Annotated in this window: 26 protein-coding genes; 25 read left to right on the top strand and 1 reads right to left on the bottom strand. The window is 38.4% G+C overall.

The window, feature by feature from the left end:
• Positions 1-10 precede the first annotated feature (10 nt).
• The 23 genes from spoIIIAD (at position 11) to A8L44_RS09675 (ending at position 22,062) form a co-directional block, all read left to right on the top strand.
• A complete protein-coding gene (gene spoIIIAD / locus A8L44_RS09790) occupies positions 11-394 on the top strand; it encodes a stage III sporulation protein AD (protein WP_066104967.1) in 384 nt (127 codons plus the stop codon).
• A 37-nt stretch (positions 395-431) separates the two neighbouring features.
• Positions 432-1,628 carry a stage III sporulation protein AE gene (gene spoIIIAE / locus A8L44_RS09785; RefSeq protein ID WP_066104964.1) on the top strand — a complete coding sequence of 399 codons (1,197 nt, stop codon included), beginning with the start codon at positions 432-434 and terminating at the stop codon, positions 1,626-1,628.
• Between the two features lie 12 nt (positions 1,629-1,640).
• A complete protein-coding gene (gene spoIIIAF, locus A8L44_RS09780) occupies positions 1,641-2,267 on the top strand; it encodes a stage III sporulation protein AF (RefSeq protein ID WP_066104961.1) in 627 nt (208 codons plus the stop codon).
• Positions 2,264-2,923 (top strand): stage III sporulation protein AG, encoded by a 660-nt coding sequence (spoIIIAG, locus tag A8L44_RS09775; protein ID WP_066104959.1) that lies wholly within the window; start codon positions 2,264-2,266, stop codon positions 2,921-2,923. The genes spoIIIAF and spoIIIAG overlap by 4 nt, the downstream gene beginning before the upstream one ends.
• A gap of 20 nt (positions 2,924-2,943) precedes the next feature.
• Positions 2,944-3,501 (top strand): SpoIIIAH-like family protein, encoded by a 558-nt coding sequence (locus A8L44_RS09770; protein ID WP_066104956.1) that lies wholly within the window; start codon positions 2,944-2,946, stop codon positions 3,499-3,501.
• A gap of 754 nt (positions 3,502-4,255) precedes the next feature.
• Positions 4,256-4,747: an acetyl-CoA carboxylase biotin carboxyl carrier protein gene (accB, locus tag A8L44_RS09765; RefSeq protein ID WP_066104953.1), complete on the top strand. Its 492-nt coding sequence runs from the start codon at positions 4,256-4,258 to the stop codon at positions 4,745-4,747.
• A 13-nt stretch (positions 4,748-4,760) separates the two neighbouring features.
• Entirely contained in the window at positions 4,761-6,113 is a 1,353-nt protein-coding gene (gene accC / locus A8L44_RS09760; RefSeq protein ID WP_066104950.1) for an acetyl-CoA carboxylase biotin carboxylase subunit, read from the top strand.
• A gap of 29 nt (positions 6,114-6,142) precedes the next feature.
• Complete coding sequence (locus A8L44_RS09755) at positions 6,143-6,550, top strand: Asp23/Gls24 family envelope stress response protein (protein ID WP_066104947.1); 408 nt, start codon at positions 6,143-6,145, stop codon at positions 6,548-6,550.
• Between the two features lie 372 nt (positions 6,551-6,922).
• The gene (gene nusB, locus A8L44_RS09750) at positions 6,923-7,309 is read left to right on the top strand and encodes a transcription antitermination factor NusB (RefSeq protein WP_066104944.1); all 387 of its coding nucleotides are present in this window, start codon (positions 6,923-6,925) and stop codon (positions 7,307-7,309) included.
• 39 nt (positions 7,310-7,348) lie between these two features.
• Complete coding sequence (gene folD, locus A8L44_RS09745; protein ID WP_066104942.1) at positions 7,349-8,197, top strand: bifunctional methylenetetrahydrofolate dehydrogenase/methenyltetrahydrofolate cyclohydrolase FolD; 849 nt, start codon at positions 7,349-7,351, stop codon at positions 8,195-8,197.
• A 109-nt stretch (positions 8,198-8,306) separates the two neighbouring features.
• Entirely contained in the window at positions 8,307-9,650 is a 1,344-nt protein-coding gene (gene xseA, locus A8L44_RS09740; protein ID WP_066104940.1) for an exodeoxyribonuclease VII large subunit, read from the top strand.
• Position 9,651: 1 nt separating this feature from the next.
• The gene (xseB, locus tag A8L44_RS09735; RefSeq protein WP_066104937.1) at positions 9,652-9,888 is read left to right on the top strand and encodes an exodeoxyribonuclease VII small subunit; all 237 of its coding nucleotides are present in this window, start codon (positions 9,652-9,654) and stop codon (positions 9,886-9,888) included.
• A 1-nt stretch (position 9,889) separates the two neighbouring features.
• Positions 9,890-10,777 carry a polyprenyl synthetase family protein gene (locus A8L44_RS09730; RefSeq protein WP_066104933.1) on the top strand — a complete coding sequence of 296 codons (888 nt, stop codon included), beginning with the start codon at positions 9,890-9,892 and terminating at the stop codon, positions 10,775-10,777.
• 719 nt (positions 10,778-11,496) lie between these two features.
• Positions 11,497-12,111 carry a hypothetical protein gene (locus tag A8L44_RS09725; RefSeq protein ID WP_066104932.1) on the top strand — a complete coding sequence of 205 codons (615 nt, stop codon included), beginning with the start codon at positions 11,497-11,499 and terminating at the stop codon, positions 12,109-12,111.
• Positions 12,112-12,116: 5 nt separating this feature from the next.
• Positions 12,117-14,012: a 1-deoxy-D-xylulose-5-phosphate synthase gene (dxs, locus tag A8L44_RS09720; RefSeq protein WP_066104929.1), complete on the top strand. Its 1,896-nt coding sequence runs from the start codon at positions 12,117-12,119 to the stop codon at positions 14,010-14,012.
• A 2-nt stretch (positions 14,013-14,014) separates the two neighbouring features.
• Positions 14,015-14,851: a TlyA family RNA methyltransferase gene (locus A8L44_RS09715; RefSeq protein ID WP_066104926.1), complete on the top strand. Its 837-nt coding sequence runs from the start codon at positions 14,015-14,017 to the stop codon at positions 14,849-14,851.
• A gap of 144 nt (positions 14,852-14,995) precedes the next feature.
• The gene (gene ahrC / locus A8L44_RS09710) at positions 14,996-15,445 is read left to right on the top strand and encodes a transcriptional regulator AhrC/ArgR (RefSeq protein ID WP_066104923.1); all 450 of its coding nucleotides are present in this window, start codon (positions 14,996-14,998) and stop codon (positions 15,443-15,445) included.
• Between the two features lie 17 nt (positions 15,446-15,462).
• The gene (recN, locus tag A8L44_RS09705) at positions 15,463-17,175 is read left to right on the top strand and encodes a DNA repair protein RecN (protein ID WP_066104921.1); all 1,713 of its coding nucleotides are present in this window, start codon (positions 15,463-15,465) and stop codon (positions 17,173-17,175) included.
• 182 nt (positions 17,176-17,357) lie between these two features.
• On the top strand, positions 17,358-18,644 hold the full coding sequence (spoIVB, locus tag A8L44_RS09700) for a SpoIVB peptidase (RefSeq protein WP_066104920.1): 1,287 nt from the start codon (positions 17,358-17,360) through the stop codon (positions 18,642-18,644).
• 259 nt (positions 18,645-18,903) lie between these two features.
• Positions 18,904-19,695, top strand: a complete 792-nt coding sequence (spo0A, locus tag A8L44_RS09695; RefSeq protein WP_066104919.1) for a sporulation transcription factor Spo0A — start codon at positions 18,904-18,906, stop codon at positions 19,693-19,695.
• A gap of 453 nt (positions 19,696-20,148) precedes the next feature.
• On the top strand, positions 20,149-20,874 hold the full coding sequence (locus tag A8L44_RS09690) for a glycerophosphodiester phosphodiesterase (RefSeq protein ID WP_066104917.1): 726 nt from the start codon (positions 20,149-20,151) through the stop codon (positions 20,872-20,874).
• Positions 20,875-21,529: 655 nt separating this feature from the next.
• The gene (locus A8L44_RS09680; protein WP_139063837.1) at positions 21,530-21,760 is read left to right on the top strand and encodes a helix-turn-helix transcriptional regulator; all 231 of its coding nucleotides are present in this window, start codon (positions 21,530-21,532) and stop codon (positions 21,758-21,760) included.
• Complete coding sequence (locus A8L44_RS09675) at positions 21,760-22,062, top strand: hypothetical protein (RefSeq protein ID WP_066104914.1); 303 nt, start codon at positions 21,760-21,762, stop codon at positions 22,060-22,062. Before A8L44_RS09680 ends, A8L44_RS09675 begins: the two co-directional genes overlap by 1 nt.
• 332 nt (positions 22,063-22,394) lie before the next feature.
• On the opposite strand, the gene A8L44_RS09670 is transcribed toward A8L44_RS09675, so the two are convergent.
• Positions 22,395-22,643 (bottom strand): DUF2627 domain-containing protein, encoded by a 249-nt coding sequence (locus A8L44_RS09670; protein WP_066104911.1) that lies wholly within the window; start codon positions 22,641-22,643, stop codon positions 22,395-22,397.
• 148 nt (positions 22,644-22,791) lie between these two features.
• Between A8L44_RS09670 and A8L44_RS09665 the strand changes: the two genes are divergently transcribed.
• Together A8L44_RS09665 and bcd are read left to right on the top strand one after the other, a co-directional pair.
• Positions 22,792-24,855 carry a sigma-54 interaction domain-containing protein gene (locus A8L44_RS09665; RefSeq protein ID WP_066104908.1) on the top strand — a complete coding sequence of 688 codons (2,064 nt, stop codon included), beginning with the start codon at positions 22,792-22,794 and terminating at the stop codon, positions 24,853-24,855.
• A gap of 330 nt (positions 24,856-25,185) precedes the next feature.
• Complete coding sequence (bcd, locus tag A8L44_RS09660; protein ID WP_066104907.1) at positions 25,186-26,283, top strand: branched-chain amino acid dehydrogenase; 1,098 nt, start codon at positions 25,186-25,188, stop codon at positions 26,281-26,283.
• The last annotated feature ends 58 nt before the right edge of the window (positions 26,284-26,341 follow it).

Genomic DNA, 26,341 nt, shown 5'->3' with positions numbered 1-26,341 from the left:
AGCCATTGAAATGTTGCAGATAACGGGTGTTGCACTGGTTGGGGCATTTCTGGCAATGATCATCAAGGAACAAAAGCCAAATTTAGCTTTCTTACTTGTTGTATTTGTCGGAAGCGCTATATTTCTTTTTCTGATAGATAAAATCTACGAAATCATTCAAATGATTCAGCAATTGGCCGTTAATGCAAATGTGAATATGGTTTACTTACAAACAGTTTTGAAAATCATTGGAATTGCCTATATTGCTGAATTTACATCACAAATAACAAAAGATGCCGGGCAGGGTGCAATTGCTTCAAAAATTGAATTGGCTGGAAAGATTATTATCCTCACGATGGCCATTCCAATTTTAACGGTCATTATTGAAAGTGTCATTCAGATGATTCCTAACTAATCATTGTGGTGAAAGGTTTAAAGGGGCTGAAGAATAAATGAAGCAATTAAAGTGGACAAGTATCATCATTCTATTTCTAATTCTTAGCTTAAGCAATGGCCAAACAACTCAAGCCTCTCCCACCTCTACTGATTTGCCAGAAGAAACGCAGGCTGTTGAAACATTTAATGTGGGCGATATTCCTCTTGATGATTTAAAACAATTTTGGGATTCGGTTTACGAGGAATATGGAGGTTTTTTGCCTGAGTCCCAAAAAGGAAGCTTTGTAGATTTTATAAGTGGAGAGAAAAAATTCTCTTTAAAAGAATGGCTCAGTGGTATTCTCAAATTCATCTTCCATGAAATTATTGCTAATGGAAAATTACTCGGAACGCTCATTCTGTTGACTGTATTCAGTGTCTTTCTGCAAACATTGCAAAGCACATTTGAAAAAACATCTGTCAGTAAAGTGGCAAATGCAATTGTCTTTATGGTTTTGATGATTATTGCACTGAATAGCTTCTATGTAGCAGTTGATTATGTGATAGATACGATTGCCGCCATCACGGATTTTCTGGTTGCCTTAATCCCTTTATTGCTTGCGCTAATCGCAAGCTCTGGAGGTGTTCTGTCATCAGCATTCTTTCATCCGATGCTCCTGTTTTTAATGAATACGAGCGGAGCGTTAATTGAATATATTGTTTTGCCGATGTTATTTCTATCGACTCTGCTAAGCATAGTCAGCATGCTTTCTGAGCACTACAAGGTCACTCAATTAGCTGGTTTATTACGAACCTGGAGTGTGGGATTGCTAGGTATCTTCATGACCGTATTTCTAGGAGTGATCTCCGTGCAAGGAGTATCAACTGCAGTGGCGGATGGAATTGGGATTAGAACAGCAAAATTTGTGACTGGGAATTTTATTCCGGTAGTTGGAAGGATGTTTACCGATGCAGCTGATACCGTAATTGGAGCATCTCTCCTCTTAAAAAATACAGTTGGGATAGCGGGTGTGGTCATTCTATTGATTATGACAGCTTTTCCAGCTTTAAAGATATTGTTAATCGCCATGGTATATAAGGTGGCTGCAGCGATTTTACAACCGCTTGGAGCTGGGCAGATGATTAAGTGTCTTGAGATTATCAGTAAAAATATCATTTTCGTTTTCGCTGCATTGGCCATTGTCAGCCTTATGTTCTTCCTGACCGTTACTGTAATCGTGGCTGCAGGAAATATCACGATGATGGTTCGATAGGAGGCTGAATGAATGAGTATTTTAACTGATTGGGTAACTAATATAATCGTTTTTATCTTATTTGCGATCATTTTGGACATGCTCCTCCCAAACTCAACCATGCAGAAATATACAAAGCTAGTTATCGGGTTACTTTTGATCGCTGTTTTCATCGCTCCCATTCTATCTATTTTTAATAAAAATTTTACAAGTAACATTCAGGAAAAAATCATGCAGAGCAGTACATGGAAAAATCCAAAATTAGAAAATTCAATGGAAAGTAAGAAAAGAGAAATAGAAGAGACACAGCAGGCATATATATTGGAACATATGGCTGTCCAATTAAAGAATGAAGCAGAAAAGGAGCTGATGGACCAAAGTAATTATGCCATTCAAGATATTACAATTACACTTTTGGATAAGAATGGAGAAATGAATGTAGAAAATATTGAAACCATACACGTATTTGTGGCAGAAAGCCAAGAGTCCAGCTCAGAGGTTGTGCAGCCCGTAGAAAAAATTGATATTAACATTGATCAGAAACAAACCAATATGAATGATATACCGTCATCCGAACTATCCACAATACTATCTAATATATGGGGGATCGATTCAAATAAAATTGTAATCGGATTAAATGAAGGGGGTGATGGGCTTTGAAGAATGATTGGATTCAAAAGATTAAGGACTTATTGTCCAAAGGAGATGAGGGAGGCAAACAAAAGAAAACATATCGGTATCTTGCCATTATTTTAATTGCCGGTATATTACTGATGGTGGCAAGCATGTTTACGAATAAACCCACCTCTGAAAATGGACAAACAAATAAAGTTTTTCAAGCGAGTTCTACGCAAAATCAGAAAGAAGAGGAAGCGGTCACGACCTGGAAATCAACTTCATCAAAAAAGTCTGGATCAATCGGAGATATTGAAAAAATGTATGAAAGTGAATTGAAGGGTACATTGGAAACGATGCAAGGGGTATCAAATGTATCCGTTATCGTCAATATTGACGCAACAGAAACAAAGGTTTACGAAAAGAATTCAGTCGCGCAGCGCCAAACAACAGAAGAAACAGACCGTGATGGCGGGCAGAGAAAGGTTGAGGATTTTTCAACAGATGAAAAGATTGTGATTATACGCGAAGGGGATAAAGAGGTTCCTCTGGTTAGAGAAACGAAGAAACCGGCTATTCGTGGAGTATTAATTGTGGCAAAGGGAGCAGATGATGTTCGTGTAAAAAAGGAAATCATTGATGCGGTAACCAGGGTGCTGGATGTACCAAGTCACCGTGTAGCCGTATCAGCTAAAAAATAAGGATTTTAAGGAGGAAAAATATGTTGTTAAGAAAGCAAACAGTTTGGTTATTGACGATGTTAAGTTTGGTGGCGGTGCTAAGTGTATATTATATAACAACACCACAGGATACAGCGGTAAATCAGGAACAGGATACTCAGACTACGAAAGAAAAAACAAATACAAATTCGTCTAAAGATTCAACTGAAAATGAAGAGTCTTCCACAGTTATAACAAATGAATCAAGTGATTCTATTTTTGAAGCGATGCGTATTGATCTGAATGATGAAAGAAGCAGGCAGAAAGAGGAACTGACAAATAAAGTTGCTTCAAGCGATTTATCGGAAGAAGAGAGAGTGGAAGCACACGCACAGATTGAGGCATTGGCCGAAATGTCCACAAAAGAGGATATGCTAGAGACGATGATTATTGCGCTTGGTTATAAAGACGCATTGGTAAGGGCTGATGGTGATCAAATTCAAATTACTGTAAAAGCTGATAAACAGGATGCAGGGGCTGCAAATGAAATTATCCAAATGGTCACAAAAGAAATTGGCAAAACAAATGCAGTTGCTGTTGAATTTCAACCGGAAAAATAATACCAATCTATGAAACGATATCGGTGAGCTGCCGATATCGTTTTTGGTGTAAGGAAAGAGTTAAAAGCCAATTCCCCTCCATAATTGCTAGTTTATATAATTCAAATCACAACTACCAGCAAATGATGGAGCGTAATCAGGTGAACAGTGTTCTCAAAATGTTAGTATTGGCAGGAAGCTATACTCTGTGTAGCCATCAGTAAATAAAAATGGAATCGGACAAGTTGGCGTATCTGAAAAAGGATTTTAGGTAATCTGTGATTATCTGGAATACGTCCAGAGAGATTAGGAAACTCTTTAAAAGCAGGCCGGCAAAATTCTGTTTATATAGTTTTACAGATATTTAACGTAGCTCATCTCAGGGTGGGATTATTAGTTTTAGTAAACAATCCAATAATTTTATATGTAAATAAAAAGGATTGTGAGGTGTTTTTATCGAACTTGTAAATAACCTGCCATAAGAGAAAGCAGAGGAGGGAGTTAAATTAGGAAAGCTTCTAAATTGATCTATAGAGATTTTACTAGTGAAATTTAAATGCTTTTTTTGAGGAAATAAACTACTCACTTCATTGCCGAATCAAGCAGCTAGAGTAAGTTTTGTATGCGCATACAGACTGAATAACTGGATTTTTTTAATAATCTTTTTAACAAAAATTAGAAAATTGCAAAAGGGGTATCTATTTATCAAAATTGAATTTCTACCAGCTATTATAGTATTATATTAGTATCTGGTCATAAATAGGAGGGGTGGTTCCTGATGAAAGTACAGGAAATAAGAGAAATTATAAAATTAATTAACCAAACAACTATTAATGAGTTTGAGTTTGAACAAGAGGGTACAAAAATAAAAATTATTAAAAGTACTGGATTAGAAAACAGTATACAACCAACAGATGCACCAGTGCCTGCACCGGCAGTACAATCTGTATCTAAACAAGAGGTTCAATCTGAGAGTATAGAAGAGAAACCGCCTGTTGTGGGAGAAAAAACAGAACAACCATCCAACCTTCACAAGATTACTTCGCCAATGGTTGGCACATTTTATGGAGCATCATCGCCTGATGAAGACCCATACATAAAAATTGGTGAAAAAGTTAAGAAGGATACAATTGTTTGCATTGTGGAAGCGATGAAATTGTTTAATGAAATTGAGGCTGAAGTTTCCGGTGAGATTGTGGAAGTATTGGTGGAAGATGGCCAATTGATTGAATACGGTCAACCTCTGTTTTTAGTAAAAGCCGAATAGGAGGAACCGACTCATGATAAAGAAAGTACTAATTGCAAACCGTGGTGAAATTGCCGTTCGAATTATCCGCGCCTGCAAGGAATTAGATATTGAAACGGTAGCTGTTTATTCTGAAGCTGATAAAACTGCCCTGCATGTACAAATTGCGGATGAAGCCTACTGTATTGGGCCCACTGCCTCTAAGGACAGTTATTTAAATAAGGTAAATATAATCAGTCTGGCAAAATTAACAGGATGTGATGCTATTCATCCTGGCTACGGCTTTTTAGCCGAAAATGCTGATTTCGCCGAAATGTGTAAAGAATGTCATCTGATTTTTATTGGCCCGTCAGCGGATGCCATTTCAAAAATGGGTACAAAGGATGTAGCTAGAGAGACCATGCGCGCGGCCGGTGTACCGGTAGTGCCAGGTTCGAGAGGAATTGTGGATGATGAAGATGCTGCCATTCAGGTTGCTTCTGACATCGGATATCCGGTCATTATTAAAGCGACTGCCGGGGGCGGCGGTAAAGGGATTCGAATAGCAAGAGATGAAGCCGATCTGCTAAAAGGTTTTCGCATTACCCGCCAAGAGGCATTAACTGCTTTTGGCAATCCCGGTGTTTATATTGAAAAATTTATTGAAGATTTCCGCCATGTTGAAATTCAGGTTTTAGGGGACACGTTTGGGAATGTCATCCATCTGGGTGAAAGAGATTGTTCAATTCAAAGAAGAATGCAAAAGCTCGTAGAAGAAACACCTTCGCCTGCAATTGATAGTGAAATGAGAGCCGAAATGGGCGAAGCGGCAGTGACTGCAGCAAAAGCTGTCGATTATACCGGAGCGGGAACAGTTGAGTTTATTTTCGATCATCACAAGCGAAAATTTTATTTCATGGAAATGAATACAAGGATTCAAGTTGAACATCCTGTTACAGAGATGGTGACTGGAATTGATTTAATTAAGGAGCAAATCAGAGTAGCCTCCGGTGAAAAATTATCGGTTGAGCAAAATGATGTTCAATTTAACGGTTGGGCAATTGAATGCAGAATCAATGCGGAAAATCCGAATAAAAATTTTATGCCGTCAGCGGGTCAAGTGGAAATGTATTTACCCCCAGGTGGATTTGGCGTAAGGGTTGATTCGGCAGCATATACAGGCTATTTTATTCCTCCATATTACGATTCTATGGTAGCAAAATTGATAGTCCATGCTCCAACGAGAGACGAAGCTGTTCAAAAAATGAAACGTGCATTATCAGAATTTGTAGTCGAAGGTATTGAAACAACCATACCCTTTCATTTAAGGTTAATGAACCATGATGTTTTTGTTTCTGGAGATTTTAACACAAAATTTCTTGAAACTTATGACGTTATGAATCCATAATAGAGGTAGAAGATTTGGAGGTGTATGACATGGAACAAAATCAAACAGTAGATTTAGAGAGCTATGATGATGGATTGGGCAAGGTTGAAATTGCCCCTGAAGTTATTGAGGTGATCACTGGTATAGCAGCAAGTGAAGTAGAAGGAATTGCCCAAATGCGAGGTAATTTTGCTTCAGGTGTTGTAGAAAAGCTTGGTAAAAAGAATCATGGCAAAGGTGTAAAAGTTGAACTTAATGAGGACAGCATTAAAATTGATGTTTATTGCCTTGTGAAATTCGGTGTATCTATCCCGAAAGTAGCTCAGGAAGCACAGGAGAATATCCGCCAAACATTATTAAATATGACTGCTCTTGAAGCAACTGAAGTGAATATTCATATTGTTGGCATTCAATTTGAAACAGCTAAAGCTGAATCAGATTACCAGGATACAATCTAAATAATTGTATAACTAATGGTGTATAGGCTGCCCTCATTGTGGCACTGACGCACCGACTAAAAAGCACTCAGAACTGAACTTCCCTATATTAAGTTAGGTATTCATCTAACTTTCTTGGGGTAGATCAGCCATACTGAGTGCTTTTATTTTTTGGAAACAAATTTTGTATATAGTTCACCATAAGGGAAATAATGGGAGATCTAAGATGTCGTTCGCATCTGCAGGTAAGTTAATAGTAAATCACTTAATGACAATCTTTAAATGATGTTACTATACTACCTTTACTTGTCATGATGTGGTATGATTTCATATATGATACGAGGTGCACAAAGTTTAGTGTACTTTTCGAAAGTAAAGGAGTAAGAATTATTCATGAAACGCAGAGAGGCAAGAGAAAAAGCTCTTCAAGCTCTTTTTCAAATAGACGTTGGGAAAGTAGAAAGAGAACTAGCTATAGAACATGTGGTGGAAGAATCAGAGGCAGATCCCTATTTGGTTCAATTGGTAAATGGAACGACAGATCAGTTGGAAAAGATAGATAGTCTTATTATATCCAATTTAGAGAATTGGAAATTGGACCGTCTTTCTAATATAGATCGTAATATTTTAAGAATAACTACATACGAACTGTTATTCAACGAAGAAGTTCCGCAGAACGCTGCCATTAACGAAGCAATCGAATTAGCTAAACTATTTGGGGATGATCAGTCTCCGAAGTTTATTAATGCAGTATTATCCAAGATAAAAGAATCTTTATAAATAGAAAAGATGATAAGATTTTAAGGGGGAGCTGCTGTCATGCCGGCACAGATACTTAACGGGAAATCGATATCAGCAACAATCCGCGAAGAGATTGCAAGTGAAGTTGAATTATTAAAAGAAAACGGCATTATACCAGGTCTTGCGGTTATCCTGGTCGGTGACGATCAGGCATCGCAAACATATGTGCGAAATAAAGAAAAAGCATGTGAACAATTGGCGATGAAATCCGAGTTGATCACCTACCCTGCATCTATTTCCGAAGACAGGCTTCTTGATAAGCTTGTAGAGCTGAATCATCGTCCGGATATCCATGGGATTTTAGTTCAGTTACCTTTACCGGGGCATATTGATGAAAAACGGGTAATTGAAACGATTGATCCTGCTAAGGATGTAGATGGTTTTCACCCAATTAATATTGGCCGAATGATGACCAAGCAGGAGGCATTGTTGCCTTGTACACCATTTGGGATATTAAAAATGGTACAAAAAACAGGAATTGAGATTGCCGGTAAACATGTTGTGGTTGTGGGTCGAAGTAATATTGTCGGCAAACCTGTCGGACAGCTATTTTTAAATGAGAATGCGACAGTAACCTATTGTCATTCAAAAACAGTCGATCTGAGACACTTCACTAAGCAGGCCGATATCCTGATTGCAGCGGTGGGAATTGCTAAAATGATTAAAGCGGATGATATAAAAGAAGGCGCTATAGTAATTGATGTGGGTATGAACAGGGATGAATCGAATAAATTATGCGGTGATGTCGATTTTGATGATGTCATACACAAAGCATCTTATATCACGCCTGTTCCCGGTGGTGTTGGTCCGATGACAATTACGATGCTCATGTATAATACGGTTCAAGTTGCTAAAAAATCTTTGTAAAATAATAAAGAGTATGATTATAAAAAGCTGCCGAAAATTGCTATAATAACATTTACGGCAGCTTTTTTATGTGTAAAATAATAATTCGAAGAAGGAGGCCATATATAAAATGGAGAAAAATCAATATTTAACTGTGGCCGCCTTAACCAAGTATATTAAACGAAAATTTGATGCAGATCCTCATCTTGCGGATATTTATGTAAAGGGAGAAATATCAAATTTCAAAAAGCATTCCAGCGGTCATATGTACTTGACATTAAAGGATGATAAATCAAGAATTAATGCGGTGATGTTTGCTAAATCTGCACAATCGCTCGCGTTTACTCCTGAAAACGGGATGAAGGTTCTGTTGCGAGGAGAAATACGTGTTTATGAACCTACCGGCGGATATCAAATGTACATAAAAGAAATGATGCCTGATGGGATTGGAGAGCTCTTTATTGCATTTGAGCAGTTGAAGAAAAAGCTCGAGCAAGAAGGACTCTTTCAAAGGATGTATAAAAAGCCAATCCCCCTGTTTCCGGCTAAAATTGGAGTGATTACGTCTCCAACTGGAGCTGCGATTCGCGATATTATTACGACCTTAAAAAGGCGTTATCCAATTGGGGAAATTTTGATCTTTCCGGCTTTAGTTCAAGGGAAACAGGCAGCACCCTCTATCGTAAAAGCGATTGAACAAGCAAATGAGTATCCGATTGATGTCTTAATTGTCGGTCGGGGCGGTGGATCTATTGAAGAATTATGGGCATTTAATGAAGAAATAGTCGCAAGAGCTATCTATGCTTCTAAAATACCGATTATTTCAGCTGTTGGCCATGAAACAGATACAACGATCAGTGATTTTGTAGCTGATTTAAGAGCTCCTACTCCTACTGGGGCAGCAGAAATGGCAGCGCCAAGGGTAAGTGATATTGCAGAACGGATTACTATAATGGAAACGAAGCTGATTCGTTACTCTAATCAGCGGATTGAAACAGAGAAAAATCGCTTGTCTGCTATTCATAAATCATATGCTTTCAAATATCCCCACCTGTTATATCAACAAAAATTAGAGCAGCTGGATAGAGTGGCGGAGCGTATTTCACGGAACAGCAAGCTTTATTTCGAACGTAAACAAGACCAATTGTTGGCACTCACGAAAGCGGTGGAGCGTAATATTCCATTGAATTCGATATCGAGAAAAATACGTGAAATTGAACAAATAGAGTCTCGCATGACCCGTGCGGCTGTCCATACAGTTAAAAGTAAACAGCGGGATTATTTGAATACGGTAACGCTTCTTGAGGCAGTCAGCCCTCTTAAGATTATGGAAAAGGGGTTTGGACTGGTTTATAAAGATGAAGATAACTTGATAAAATCAACTGAGTCTGTAAAAATAGGCGATCAAATAACAGTTGTTGTACAAGACGGTGAAATCGACTGTACGGTTAATGATATTAGGGAGAGTGATTGATATGAGTAAAAAGGAAGAGGTTGCTATCACATTTGAAGAGGCAATGTCTAAGCTTGAAGGAATCGTGGCGCGACTCGAGGATGGAGAAGTACCATTGGAAGAGTCGATTAATCTTTACAAAGAAGGAATGGAGTTATCCAAATGGTGTCATGATAAGCTTAAAACAGCTGAAGAGCAATTAACGTTAATTATGAAAGAAGATGCGTTTAAGCCATTTTCCATTGATGAGGAGGAGTAACATGGAAGAGTTTGCTTCCTTCTTAAATAGTAATAAACATCAAATTGAGTCAAGGATGGAAGAAATCGTCTCTAATTTAAATACCCCGTCAACTCTCCAAAAGGCAATGGGTTATTCTTTGGAAGCCGGCGGAAAAAGACTAAGGCCTTTATTAGTGCTGGCTGTTTTACATGCCTTTGGCAAAGAGGGAGAGATTGGCCTTGATACAGCATGTGCTATTGAAATGATACATACGTATTCATTGATTCACGACGATCTCCCGTGTATGGATAATGATGACCTAAGAAGAGGCAAGCCAACGAACCATAAGGTATTTGGAGAGGGAATGGCAGTCCTGGCGGGCGATGCACTCCTTACATTAGCATTTGAAGTCGTTGCTAATCAGTCTAAATATGAAATAAACCCGTCAGTCAAACTTGAGTTAGTTCTTGAATTGGCGAGAGCAGCCGGAGCTGAGGGCATGGTTGGGGGTCAAGTGGCCGATATAGAAGCAGAGGAAAATGGTGTTGATTTACAGGGTCTTGAGTATATCCATGAAAATAAGACTGGTAAACTACTTGGGTACAGCATTATGGCCGGAGCCATACTTGCGGGAGCAAGCTTGGAACAGAAGGAGAAGCTAAGGGAGTTTTCCCGCCATCTTGGCCTTGCTTTCCAAATCCGCGATGATATTCTTGATGTTGAGGGTTCCGAAAGTGTAATAGGTAAACCTGTAGGAAGCGATGTTACTAATCATAAAAGTACATATCCATCCCTTTTAACAATGGATAAAGCTAAAATAATGCTGGATCAGCATATTCATTCAGCAAGAATATTACTTTCCGAAATTGATTTTAATGAGACCTTATTACTGAAGTTTGTTGAATTGGTAGCAAACCGTGACCATTGATTTGGAAGGTTTTCCATCCAAATCCACTTACCTAGAATTATGATGTATGCTATACTTTTTGGTATCTAAGAGTGGTGCAGTATTCTAGTCGGTCTACCGTTCTGGAGAGTGAGCCTAAAAATTCACTAAAGGGCACATCGATGATGGTTCTTGGATTGGCTCGGGGCGCCCAGCTTTGGGTCGATTCAGGAAGTAAGGAATTAGGGCGATCCACAATGGCATGTGGGCGTTGACCCTGGTTTCGCGGAGGCTTTATTCTGATTTGAAAATAAATTGGAATATTGGAAAACCTGCATAAACAGGAAACTGTGTGCAGCGTAGCCTGCCTTGAGTGAAGTTTGAGGGGATTGCGAAAGGAGCGTATATACATCAGTTGGCCATTGATATATCTACTGCCATCGCATGAAATCGGCTTTGCAAAAGAGGCTAAAGAATTGGTTAAGGGCTGTCGGGGAAATCTCCTAGACTGTTCAATGACATATATGAAGGATTAAGGTACGGACTAAGTGGCAATCCAGTCCAATTGACGGAAACGCAGTTGAGTCAGATTTAAAGGGGAACCGCCGATATGGCGACATTCGGTAACTGACTGGGAAATCCTACTGGACCTAAGCCGTAAAATTAACTTCCTATATGACCACTCTCCTATAAAAATTACTTTAAAAGCTTGCTGATAGCAGGCTTTATTTTGCATATAGGATGGTTAGAGTATATATATTATGAAAAAAATATTGAAAGAATCAGCCAGATGGACAGTTACGATTACCGTTATTACGTTTCTTCTTGCAGCTATATTTACAGTCGTATCTACCGTAGCTTTAAATGGCGTTGGTTGGATAAGTGGTTTGGCGATTGTTCTTAGCATTGTACTTATTGGTATCTTCTTTGATATGATTGGTATTGCAGCTACTGCTGCTGATGAAATTCCTTTTCATGCAATGGCCTCCAATCGGGTACACGGAGCGAAGCATTCTATTCGGATCGTTCGAAATGCCGATAGGTTTGCAAGCTTCTGCAATGATGTAATCGGGGATATTTCGGGTATTGTTAGTGGAACAGCAACTGCAATTGTGATTGTGCAATTATCAATCAGCTTTGACTGGAATGAAGCGTCAGTAGCTGAAAGTGTTGGTTCGATTATTTTAACGAGTTTAATCGCAGCATTGACAGTGGGCGGTAAAGCAATGGGCAAAACCCTTGCTATTCGATATTCAAAGGATATTATATTTGCAGTGGGCAAAGTATTGTACATTCTCGAAGAACATTTCCAAATTGTTATTATAAAGGAAAATAAGGGAAAGAGACTCAAAAGAAAAAGAAATGAAAGTGAGTGATCCTGATGGATATGCTATCCATAAAAGACCCATCTTTTCTTAAAAAGATGTCCAATGCGGAATTGGAGTCTTTGGCACAGGATATTAGGGATTTTTTAATTAAACAACTATCTGTTACCGGCGGGCATATTGGACCAAACTTGGGTGTAGTAGAGTTAACGCTCGCCTTACATAAGGAGTTTAATAGCCCAAAGGATAAATTTTTGTGGGATGTCGGCCATCAGTCTTATGTTCATAAAATATTGACAGGGCGGGCATGTCAGTTTGAAACTCTCCGTCAATACAAAGGGCTGTGTGGATTTCCAAAGATGAATGAAAGTGAGCATGATGTTTGGGAGACAGGTCATAGCTCAACTTCTTTGTCAGCTGCAATGGGTATGGCGATTGCTCGTGACTTGAAAAAAGAAAAAAGCTTTATCATTCCTATTATTGGTGATGGTGCTTTAACAGGTGGTATGGCCCTTGAAGCATTAAACCATATAGGACATGAAAAAAAAGATATGATTGTTATCTTAAATGATAACGAGATGTCCATTGCTCCAAACGTAGGTGCCCTGCATTCTATTCTCGGAAGAATGCGGACAGGAGGCAAATATAACTATGTTAAAGATGAGCTGGAACAACTGCTTAAAAAAATACCGGCTGTGGGTGGCAAGCTTGCTAATACAGCTGAACGTATAAAAGACAGTTTGAAGTATCTGGTTGTTTCCGGAATGTTTTTTGAGGAACTGGGCTTTACTTATTTAGGTCCGGTTGATGGACACGATTTTGAAGATTTGTCTGAAAACCTTAAATATGCTAAAAAAACAAAAGGTCCTGTTCTTTTGCATGTGATTACGAAAAAAGGAAAAGGTTATAAACCTGCGGAAACAGATGCAATTGGTACGTGGCATGGTACGGGGCCATATAAAATCGAGACAGGCGATATAATCAAGGAATTGAATGCACCTCCTGCATGGAGTGCACTTGTCAGCGAAACAGTCAGAAGATTGGCGAGAGAAGATGAGCGAATTGTAGCGATTACTCCGGCAATGCCGGTAGGTTCGAAGCTGCTCGGATTTGCTTCTGAATTCCCTGATCGAATGTTTGATGTCGGAATAGCGGAACAGCATGCGACTACTGTTGCTGCAGGACTTGCCACGCAGGGAATGAAGCCATTCCTGGCGATTTATTCTACATTCCTGCAACGTGCTTATGACCAGGTTCTTCATGATATATGCCGACAAAAATTAAATGTCTTCATTGGAATTGATCGGGCAGGACTTGTTGGAGCAGATGGAGAAACCCATCAGGGTGTATTTGATATTTCCTTCCTGCGCCCTATGCCTAATATGGTCATTATGATGCCTAAAGATGAAAATGAAGGACAGCATATGGTGAATACAGCTATTCAATATAATGATGGTCCGATTGCCATGCGATTCCCGAGAGGAAATGGTATGGGTGTTCCGATGGATGAAGAGCTAAAAACAATCCCGATTGGTACTTGGGAGGTCCTGCGTGAAGGAAATGATGCTGTCATATTAACATTCGGCACAACCATTCCAATGGCGATGGAAGCAGCTGATAGACTCCAGAAGGATAATATTCATGTGAAGGTAGTAAACGCTCGTTTTATAAAACCATTGGATCATGAAATGCTTTCAGAATTAATGTCTGCCAATTTGCCAATCCTAACAATAGAAGAAGCTGTTCTTCAGGGAGGTTTCGGAAGCGCAGTACTTGAATTTGCAGAGGAAAATGGATTCCATAAAGCCTATATCGAAAGAATTGGAATACCGGATGAATTTGTAGAACATGGCAGCGTTGGTAAATTGCTTCATGATATCAACCTAACTGCTGAACAAGTGGTAGAAAAATTATCTAAGATGACCTATAAAGTGACGAAAAAGGCGTATTAAATATGAAAAAAGAACGTGTAGATGTATTATTGGTTGAACGAGGATTAGCGGAAACAAGAGAAAAGGCAAAAAGAGCAGTGATGGCTGGTATTGTTTATTCAAATGACCTGCGAATGGACAAGGCTGGTGAAAAAATAGCTACCGATGCACCGCTATCCATAAAAGGGCAAGTAATGCCTTATGTATCAAGAGGCGGCTACAAGCTGGAAAAAGCTATGGAGACATTTACTATTTCCGTTAAGGATAAGTTAATGATTGATATTGGGTCATCGACAGGAGGGTTCACAGACTGTGCCCTGCAGAACGGTGCAAAAAAATCATATGCAGTTGATGTCGGTTATAACCAACTGGCCTGGAAGCTGAGACAGGATCCGCGGGTAGTCGTAATGGAAAGAACGAACTTCCGTCATTCAGTACCTGAGGATTTCACTGAAGGGCTGCCAGAATTTGCTACAATTGATGTTTCTTTTATATCATTAAAGCTTATCTTACCGGCTTTAAAACGAATTCTAGTACCTGGAAGCGATGTTGTAAGTCTTGTAAAACCGCAATTTGAAGCTGGTCGTGAGCAGGTTGGAAAAAAAGGAATCATTCGTGATAAAAAAGTACATCTTCAAGTTGTGGAGCAAATTCGAGACTTTGCTATCCAGGAAGGCTATATACTAAAAGAAGCTACTTTTAGCCCCATTACAGGCGGGGATGGAAATATTGAATTTTTATTCCATTTATACTGGCCAGGGGAAGGTTCCGATTGTACACAAGATGTAGTCGTGAATCTTGAGCAGGTAGTTGAAGCGGCACACGAAGCGTTAAAAACGAATAAAGGTGAAGATAAGTGAAATGTTTAATCCCCCGGTGGCTTTGCCATGGGGGTTATTTCTTATGCAATCCTTGCATAAAAATACATAAAATACATGTACTTTTGTGACAAAATCCGCTAACATTAGGTATGAAAGGCATTATATTGAGAGGTGTCAAACTAGATGAATAAAGGTCAAAGACATATAAAAATACGTGAAATCATTACAAATAATAATATTGAAACACAAGATGATTTAGTGGATATTTTAAGAGCGGAAGGGGTAAATGTTACGCAAGCGACTGTATCAAGAGACATAAAAGAACTGCATCTTGCAAAAGTACCAATGCAGGATGGACGCTATAAATACAGCCTGCCAGCAGATCAGCGCTTTAACCCTTTTCAAAAACTTAAACGGGCATTGGTAGATGCGTTCGTGCGAATTGATTCAGCCAACAATCTATTGGTCATGAAAACATTACCAGGTAATGCTCAGGCAATTGGTGTGTTAATGGACAATTTGGATTGGGAAGAGATTCTCGGAACGATTTGCGGAGATGATACATGTTTAATTATTTGCAGAGATGAAAAAGATGCTGAAATCATATCAAAACGTTTTCTTGATATGCTTTAAGAAAGTTGGGATGAAAGATGTTATTGGAACTCTCCATTCGTAATTTCGCCATCATTGAATCACAAACGCTCTCCCTCGATAAAGGTTTGACTGTACTTACTGGTGAAACAGGTGCCGGTAAATCTATAATCATTGATGCAGTACAGCTATTGGCCGGTGGACGAGGATCGTCTGAATTCATAAGACATGGTGAAGAAAAAGCTGAACTGGAAGGTTTGTTTCAGTTGCCGGATTCATTACACCCAGCCATAGAGAAAGCAAAAGAATTTGGGATTGAATCTGAAGACAATATAATTATTATCAGAAGAGATATGTATACCTCAGGGAAAAGTGTGTGCCGAATCAATGGGAAGATGGTTACAATCTCAACCTTAAGAGAGGTAGGGAGAAAATTAATTGATATTCATGGACAGCATGAACACCAGGAGTTAATGGATCCCGATTTTCATCTCCCTTTATTGGATCAATTTGGCGAGCAGGATATTAAACAATCTCTGACTGAATATCGGAAGCTTTATAAGCAATATAATGAAACCCGTCAGCAAATGAAAAAATTAAGTGAAAATGAGCAGAAAATGGCACACAGGCTTGATTTGATACAATTTCAATTTGATGAGATCCAAAAGGCTGAATTGGAGATTGATGAAGAAGAGCAATTAATGGAGGAAAAGCATAAACTGAGTAACTTTGAAAAGGTTCACCAAAGTCTACATAATTCCTATATGTCCTTAAATAATGAGAATGGCGGACTTGATTGGGTCGGTAATGCGATGACAGACCTACAAGGAATTGAACACATTGATGAACAATATAAAGAGTTATCTGAATCAGTGAAAAATGCGTTTTATATTCTTGAGGATGTAACAAGCTCGATTCGTTCCCAATTGGATTTATTGGAGTTTGATCCTGAAAGACTTCATGATATTGATGCAAGACTTAATGAAATTAATCATTTGAAGCGGAAATATGGTAAGACGATCAAGGAAATTCTGGAGTATGCTGCAACCATTGAGGAAGAGATTGATACGATATTGAATCGCGAAACACATCTTGAAAAATTAAAAACCCAGCTATCAGCTTTAGAGAAAGAAGTAATCCTAGAGGGCACAAATCTGTCAGAGCTGAGACAAAAATATGCACATCTTCTAACGGACGCAATCCACCGTGAACTTAAAGAGCTGTACATGGATAAAGCCGTATTTGAAGTGTATTTTCATCATTCTGGACAAGATCAATCCAATCTTATTGGTGAGAACGGGATAGATCAGGTGGAATTTTATATTTCTGCTAACCCTGGCGAGCCTGTAAAGCCGCTATCCAAAACAGCCTCCGGTGGAGAACTTTCACGTATTATGCTGGCTATCAAAAATATCTTCTCTCAACACCAGGGAATCACATCGATTATCTTCGACGAAGTAGATACAGGAGTCAGCGGACGGGTTGCACAGGCAATAGCCGAAAAGATATACCGTGTGTCGGAAGGCTCGCAGGTATTATGTATCAGTCACTTGCCGCAGGTAGCAGCTATGGCAGACATTCATTTATTTATCTCTAAGGAAATTACAGAAGGCCGTACAAAAACGAATGTCAAACCGCTTGAAAAAGAGGAACGAGTAATAGAGATTGGCCGAATGATTTCCGGTAAAGAATTAACAGCTTTAACAGAAGAGCATGTAAAAGAAATGCTGAATCAGGCTGATCAAATTAAATACAATATAAAGACAAACTGAGGAGCGTTCTCCTCAGTTTTTTTCAATACTATTGTCTCCTCATTAAAATTATCTTATGTAAATATTTTACCATTGTTATTCCTATCCATAATGGGTAGCTTTTTATTTTGTACTTTTGTTATAAAGTCAATCCCTCTCGGCAAAATTATAAGGGTAGCCATAGAAACGAGGAGAGTGAATGGATGAAATCGATATCAATAAGAAAATGTTTCGGTGTATTTCTCCTTGTTTCGCTGTTAGCCGTTATTTTTAGCCACCCAATGCAAAAATATTTTGAAATTCCCACCAAACTTACTTTATTTGAAGGACAAAATAAATCATTTAAAAAAAGCCAGTTCCTTAACGCAGAAGTGGTCTCTGCAAACTCTGGAGTTTTAATTGATAATCGTTCCAAGGCTCTGAATATTAAGGGCTCTAAAAATGGGTATAACCAAGTCGTTTTTAATATTGCAGGTATTCCTGTTAAAACGGTTGACATAGAGGTTTTAAAGGATTTTAAGGTAATTCCGGGAGGGCAATCCATTGGAGTGAAATTGAATACATTGGGTGTCCTTGTGGTAGGCCATCATCAAATAGCAACCGAGAAAGGCAACCTTTCGCCAGGTGAGATTTCAGGAGTGCAAGTTGGAGATATTATTACTGCTATAAACGGGAAACCAATTACCAAAATGCAGGATGTCGCTCCTTTCGTTCAGGAATTTGAGAAGAATAATAAACCGCTGATTGTAGATATATTTCGGGATAATGTAAAATTGACCAAACAATTATCTCCTTTAAAGGATAAGAATGAGAAAGTATTTAAATTGGGGTTATATATTCGTGATTCAGCTGCGGGTATAGGTACAATGACCTTTTACCATCCACAGACGAGAAAATATGGGGCTTTAGGTCATGTTATTTCTGATATGGATACAAAAAAGCCAATTGTAGTGAAGGATGGTCAAATTGTTAAGTCAACCGTTACCTCGATAGAAAAAGGAAGCAATGGAAATCCTGGAGAAAAGCTGGCTCGTTTTGCAGCTGATCGGGAAGTAATCGGGAATATAAACCGTAATTCTCCATTCGGTATTTTTGGACGGTTGAATCGGCAAGTGGACAATGGAGTAAATGATACACCAATGCCAATTGCTTTATCAAATGAAGTCGAAGAAGGACCAGCTGAGATTTATACAGTTGTGAACGGAAATAAGGTAGAGAAATTCGATATTGAGATAATCAGTACTATTCCGCAAAAATTTCCGGCAACTAAAGGAATGGTTTTGAAGGTTACCGATAAAGATTTATTAAGCAAAACTGGCGGGATTGTGCAAGGAATGAGTGGGAGTCCAATTATACAAAAAGGGAAGGTTATTGGCGCAGTCACGCATGTTTTTGTCAACGACCCAACAAGCGGATACGGGGTTCATATTGAATGGATGCTCAATGAAGCAGGTATTAATATCTATCAAAAGGATCAAAAAGCAGGGTAATTCAGCCTGCTTTTTCCTTTTATTGGTAGTATAATGGGGAGTAGAGTGGAGATTTTTCGACAATTGAATAATATTATTTGCATGTTAAGACGAAAACAGTCGAAATAAAGAGGATTCAGGAGCAAAACTTGTATTAATATATAATTTTAAGTATTTTTCATTTTTTCAATGCTTTTTATATTGCAATGTCGAATTTCTCGGTTAGAATAAAGATTAGAAATGATAGAAAATAAAGGAAATGTCTGAGGAGGATATCTGGTTGAAAAAAATAAAAGTATGTGTCGTTGATGACAATCGTGAACTTGTTGCTTTATTGGAAGAGTATATATCAGAACAGCCGGATATGGAGATTACAGGGGTTGCCCATAATGGACAGGATTGTTTAAGCATGCTTGAACAGCAAACGCCGGATGTTTTAGTACTTGATATTATCATGCCGCATTTGGATGGTCTGGCCGTTTTGGAGCGAATTAAAGATTCTCAAAAAGGAACGAGTGTTCCGAATGTCATCATGTTAACTGCTTTTGGCCAGGAAGATGTTACGAAAAAAGCGGTTGAACTAGGAGCGTCATATTTTATACTTAAACCATTTGATATGGATAACCTTGTCAATCATATTAGACAGACAGGTGAAAAGGGTGCTGGCATAGCGAGAACGAGCACATATACACCGCGTCAGCCATCGGAATCTAAGCCTCTAAACCTTGATGCAAGTATCACTAGCATTATCCACGAGATTGGGGTACCTGCGCATATTAAAGGCTATATGTATTTACGTGAAGCAATTTCTATGGTTTATAACGACATTGAACTGCTTGGTTCGATTACTAAAGTCCTTTATCCGGATATTGCGAAAAAATTCAACACTACTGCGAGCCGTGTAGAACGTGCTATTCGACATGCAATTGAGGTCGCATGGAGCAGAGGAAACATTGAATCCATCTCCTCATTATTTGGATACACAGTCAGTATGACGAAAGCGAAACCGACAAACAGTGAGTTTATTGCAATGGTCGCTGATAAGCTTCGACTCGAACATAAAGCATCTTAATCATATGTAATTGACGTACTTGTGATCTAACCCTTAGTGGTGCGACGCGATTAATTAATAAACCTTATGTACCAACTGTCTGGTTTATTATCATAAAGAGGTATCTGTGAAATGAAATTTGCATGGATACTTCTTTTCTTTCTAATCATCTGACCTTTAATCTGGATTAAATACCACATATTAGCTACAAAAGTTTACCCGTTTTGTTTTAACCCCTTCTTCATGTACTCCCCTAGCTTTATGCCTTGCAGATTTTCCTAATCTTGTGAGACTCGAAAATGAAAGAACAGCTACCTTTACGGGAATACTGTTTAATAATTACCTCCAGAGAAAATATCCTACTTCCTCCGGTTTTGTTAGTTTGTATTCTAAATCCTGTCCTATAAAATAGATGCATGAAATAAACTGATATAGGGAATAGGAATTTATATGTTTTGAACGGAGGTATGAATATTGACATTAATATTTGGACATAGAGGATATGCTGCTGTGTATCCGGAAAACACGATGATTTCTTTTATCGAAGCCTTTAATGCAGGTGCAGATGGGATTGAATTGGATGTACAATTAACGGAAGATGGTGAGCTTGTTGTCATCCATGATCTAACGGTTGACCGTACGACAGACTCAGAAGGTAATGTTCGTGATTTTACTCTTGCAGAGATTAAAAAGCTCAATGCTGCCAATAACTCCAAAACTGTAGAATTTGCTAGTATACCTACTCTTCGGGAAGTTATGGAGTGGTTGGCTACAAATGATTTACTATTGAACATTGAATTAAAAAATGGGGTATTTCCCTATCCAGGCATGGAAGAAAAAGTGATTGAAATGATTCGTGAGTATGACATGGAAGAGAGGACGGTTTTGTCCTCGTTTAATCACTATAGTATGGTCTATTGTCATCGATTGGCTCCTGAGATTGAAACAGCGCCATTATACTCAGATGGGCTATATATGCCCTGGATTTATGCAAGCTCGATAAAAGCGAAAGGGATTCATCCAAAATACAAAGCAGCACCTAATGAAATCATTGAGGAATCTATGAAAGCTGGGATTGCAGTCAGGCCTTATACGGTGAACCGCAAAGCAGATATGAAGCGATTATTTAATGTGGGATGCACTGCATTTATTACGGATGACCCAGATAAAGCGATTCAGCTCAGGAATCAATATCAATAATTTCATCTGAACTTATCCATTTTCGTGGTATATTTATCCATATAGATAAATAGGGGATGATGAATTGTTAGTGTTACTCTGTATCGTCGGCTGCATAGTTATAGGGTATTTTACCTTTGCGATATTTGGCTACTTATATGGCGGTATAATTGTTTTGGGAATAGTATTAGGATGTCTTGTCAGAAGCTTATACCTTATAACTAAGGTACATAATTATCTTTTAAAAGATGAGCCAAGAAAAGATAAAGTAAAAGAGGCCTACCAAAAGTATTTGCAAGAAGGCAGATCATATAAGTAGACTAAAATGGGCAGCCTTTGGTTTAAAATTAGATATATGCGTACATAAATAGATCAACTAAAGTAGGATATAGCAATAGGATATCTTTTGGTTGGAGCCTTTCTAATCGTGATATAGTCGAAGCGTGGAATCGTGTTTCGTGAATAGCATTATAACAGACGAACGTATTGTATACGTTCGTTTTTTAGTATGAAAAAAGGTATTTCGGAAATGGAAAACGAATATATACTTTTTCAGCTAACGGTTAGAAGAGTGGAATGAGGTTACCAATTTTAAACTAATTTGTAAAACAAACTTTACTTTTGGTAAAATTAGTTTTACAATTAACTTAACAAATATTTACAAAGGAGGGCTTGTGTGGGAGGAGAGGGATATTTATTATCAAATAGAATTCGTATTCTAAGAGCCGAACGAAAAATGACTCAACAGGATTTAGCTAAAAGCGCAGGGGTTAGCAGACAGACAATTATTTCGATAGAAAAAGGTAACTATACCCCGTCATTAGTGCTAGCCTTTGATATTGCAGAAGCTTTTAATGTTGGGATTAATGAAGTATTCCAGTATAGAAAAAAAGGGGAGGGGTTATAATGGCAGTGTTTCTGCTTATCGCTATAATCGCGTATATATTGATCTTTTTTGGTTCTGTGTTCTTTAGTGTGAAATTCCAATTTGGAGACGAGAGTAAGGATGAGAGAGGGAAGGGTATATTAAACACATCTTACTCAATTGCTTTCCCGATATTCATATTAGGATGGTTCTTTATTTTTTTAATTGATGAATTTATAACACCATTTTCTTTTGATGGTTACAAAATGGCTATATGGTTCTTATTAACTGGAACCTATATTATTCACGCTGTTAGTTTATATAATTTGAAAAGGATTTCATAAAGTTTACTGGAAGTTCAGCCATTAAATAAAATAGTTTTACATCTTTTAGAACTAATTGCGAAATTAGGTCAATTAAGGAGACAGCCAATAAAAGCTGTCTCCTTCTTTAGTCATAAGTACCAAGGTTACGAACAAATCCTTTTATAATTCCCTCACCTCCTGCCTTATCCTCATATAGCGATTAATTTAAATAACATTTCAATTACCAACTCTTTTAAATATGTGTCATAAAAAAAGACCAAATCATGTAGGATCTGGTCTTCAAAATTGGTACTTCTATTGGCACCCTTGCAAAACTTAATGGTTGTATGCCTGTAAGGATCACCTGAAATTCATTTACGGACAGGTTTCTCACTAAATCGATTTTGAACTTTATTACGTTTTCGATCGCGATAAAACACGAATCCGGCAATAAAAGAAAGTCCGCCAATAAATAATAGTAAACCTAATAAAAATTGTACCCAAAGGGCAGGTAGCATTGGGCTGAGTCTGCCAAAAATCATGTCTCTCATCCATTTAATTCCGAGTGCGGTTAGAAGGCCCGGAATCAATAAAAGCGCAAAGGCGATTATCCGTTGCAATTCATCACGTCCTGATTAAGTGTATTTCTATCTTCAACTTTATAAAATATAGAAAATTTGTCAAGTTTATTCAAATAACTTATGATAGAGGAAACAATGAAAAAATTTGCACTATTATGTACCCTCACTTCAAAAGGAGGAGATTGCCTTGCAAACAGTTTTGATTATTGGGGCGGGCACTGGAGGGCTATCCATTTTAAAAATCTTACTTGAGGCAAAGGATTATCAGGTTATAGGAGTGGTGGATCGTCATTCGAGTGCAGTGGGACTTCAATTAGCTGAACAAAATCATATAAAAACAGGTAGTGATTGGGTAGATTTTATCACTGATGGCTCGGATATCATTTTTGAAGTGACAGGGGATGAGCAAGTTTACCAGGATATAGCCCGCCATAAAAGTAATCACACTCTTTTAGTTCACGGGCAGATTGCCTTTCTGTTAGCCAATCTGATTCAAGAGAAAGAAAGTTTAATCAGGAAGTCGAAAGAAGAGGCTTATTTACATGAATTAGTTTTGAATGCGACCGATAACGGGATGGTACTTATAAATACAGAAGAGAAAATAATCTTTTTTAATCAGGCTGCAGCAACGATTACGGGTGTCCCCAGAAAACAAGCAATCGGTCAGCACATACATAGAGTTATTCCTGCGTCCCGTCTTCCTGAAATCCTCAAAACAAGAAAAACGGAGAGCAATCAACGGGCTCATTTGGATAAAAATTTAGATGTGGTAACAACCAGAATGCCTATCAAGAATGAAGAAGGCGGTTTACTGGGAGCTTTGGCCGTTTTCAAAGGAATCACGGAATTTACAAGCTTAGCAGAGGAAATTACAAATTTAAAGCATATTCAAAACATGCTCGAAGCTATTATTCATTCGAGTGAAGATGCCATAACTGTAGTGGATGAGGATGGGAATGGAATCTTAATTAATCCTGCGTATACCAGAATTACCGGGTTGACCGAAGAGGATGTCCTGGGCAAACCTGCTACGGCAGATATTACAGAAGGTAAAAGTATGCATATGCAGGTTTTGAAAACAAAAAAACCTGTCCGAGGCGTACGAATGAAGGTGGGGGCATCGAACCGGGATGTGGTGGTTAATGTAGCACCGATTATGGTGAATGGTTATTTGAAGGGAAGCGTTGGCGTCATTCATGACCTTTCTGAAATACAAAGCCTGACACAGGAATTGAAAAGGGCGAGACAAATCATTCGTAATCTAGAAGCTAAATATACATTTGACGATATTATTGGCCAATCTAAAGAGATGAAATTGGCATTGGAGCAGGCCCGTTTATGCGCCCGTACGCCAGTTACCGTATTATTGAGGGGTGAATCGGGTACAGGCAAGGAACTATTCGCCCATGCAATCCATAATGCCAGTGATCGAAAATATAATAAATTCATCCGCGTGAATTGCGCAGCGATATCGGAGTCGCTTTTAGAGAGTGAGTTATTTGGCTACGAAGATGGAGCTTTTTCAGGTGCAAAGCGTGGCGGTAAACGAGGACTGTTTGAAGAAGCCAATAATGGCAGCATATTTCTTGATGAAATTGGTGAGCTTTCTCAAAATATGCAGGCGAAGCTTCTTCGCGTTTTGCAGGAGAATGAAATAGTTCGTGTAGGAGGAACCAAGCCTATTTCCATTGATGTGCGTGTGATAACAGCGACCAATGTCAATCTTGAGAAAGCGATTGCAAAAGGAAACTTCAGAGAAGATTTATATTACCGAATTAACAGAATGCCTATATATATTGAGCCTTTAAGGGAACGTAAGGAAGATATTCCCCCATTATGCGTCCACTTAATCAAAAAGTTGAATTTGGAGTATGGCCGAAGTATTGAGGATATAAGCGGTGAGGCACTCATCATGCTTCAGGAATATGATTGGACTGGAAATGTAAGGGAAATAGAGAATATATTAGGGAGAGCCATAATTTTTATGGATCAGCATGAAAAAATTATACAAAAGAGGCATTTACCTGAAAAATTATTGAAGGCTGCAGAAGGTTCTCCTAACCATACAATCGAAAAAAGATCAACAATAAATGATAAACAAAGTTTAGCGGATCAATTGGATGAAGTGGAGAAAAGCATTATTATGCGTTCTTTAGAAAAGCATAATGGGAATAAAACTGCTGCCAGCCGTGATCTAGGTTTGTCTATTCGTAATTTTTATTATAAATTGCAAAAGTTTAGTCTTGAATAAATTTGCATGCAGAATTTTTCGTATGTGCAAATTTTTGCAGGTTCTATGAAAAAAGATTCTTCTAAAAAGGTAGATTACTCAACAAAATTCATGTTGGCACGATTCTTGCATCTAAAGACTGTGGGTGGACCAAAACAAGGGGCCAAGATGGTGGCTTGAGTTTTACAGCAGCTGTGCTGTTCATAACAAGTCTGCAGAGGAGGCAAGTTCAAGTACGGTCAACACCCTAAAAGGACCTAAAATGCCAAATAACTTCATTTTAAATCTTAAAGTGTGAAAAGGTCAGTAAAAAGTAAAGGTTAGACCGAAGATAGAGAGGGGAAATGAAAAATGGAAATTTTTAAATATATGGAGCAATATGATTATGAACAATTGCTGTTTGTACAGGATAAACAATCTGGTTTAAAAGCTATTATTGCCATACATGATACAACCCTCGGACCTGCGCTTGGCGGCACAAGAATGTGGACATATGATACAGAGGATGCTGCAATAGAGGACGCTCTTCGATTAGCGAAGGGAATGACGTATAAAAATGCAGCTGCCGGCCTGAATCTCGGCGGAGGTAAAACCGTTATTATCGGTGATCCGCGTAAAGATAAAAATGAAGAAATGTTCCGTGCCTTTGGTCGTTATATTCAAGGGTTGAATGGAAGATATATTACGGCTGAGGATGTAGGAACAACAGTGGCTGATATGGATATTATCCATGAGGAAACGGACTATGTAACGGGTATTTCACCTGCTTTTGGTTCATCAGGAAATCCATCCCCTGTCACTGCTTATGGCGTGTACAGAGGAATGAAAGCAGCAGCAAAAGAAGCATTTGGCACAGATTCGCTGGAAGGAAAAGTAATCGCTATCCAGGGAGTAGGAAACGTAGCCTATAATCTTTGTAAGCATCTACATGAAGAGGGTGCACAATTAATAGTTACAGATATTAATAAAGAATCAGTGAATCGTGCTGTGGAGGATTTTGGAGCAAAAGCAGTGGATCCTGAAGATATATATAGTGTCGATTGTGATATCTATGCACCTTGTGCGCTTGGTGCAACTATAAATGATGAAACTATTACGCGAATCAAAGCAAGAGTAATTGCGGGTGCAGCTAATAATCAATTAAAGGAAACTCGTCATGGAGATGCCATTCATGAAATGGGTATCGTTTACGCACCTGATTATGTAATTAATGCCGGTGGGGTAATTAATGTCGCGGATGAATTATATGGCTATAACAAGGATCGGGCGTTGAAAAAAGTAGAGGGTATATATAGCAATATTGAAAGAGTCATAGAGATTGCTAAAAGAGACGGAATTCCGACCTATGTTGCAGCGGACCGAATGGCTGAGGAGAGAATTGAAAAATTAAAACAATCCAGAAGCCAGTTTTTATTAAACGGCCGCCATATACTAAATCGTCGCCGTTAGAGTCACCTGAGAATCAAGAGTCCGTATACGTGTAAACTTGCGGATTCTTGTTCTCTAA

It is taken from the genome of Bacillus sp. FJAT-27986, assembly GCF_001685035.1.
In the GTDB taxonomy this organism is placed as follows: Bacteria; Bacillota; Bacilli; order Bacillales; family Pradoshiaceae; genus Pradoshia.
Note: the sequence above shows the minus strand (reverse complement) of the source record. Positions and strands in the feature narration are given on the sequence as shown.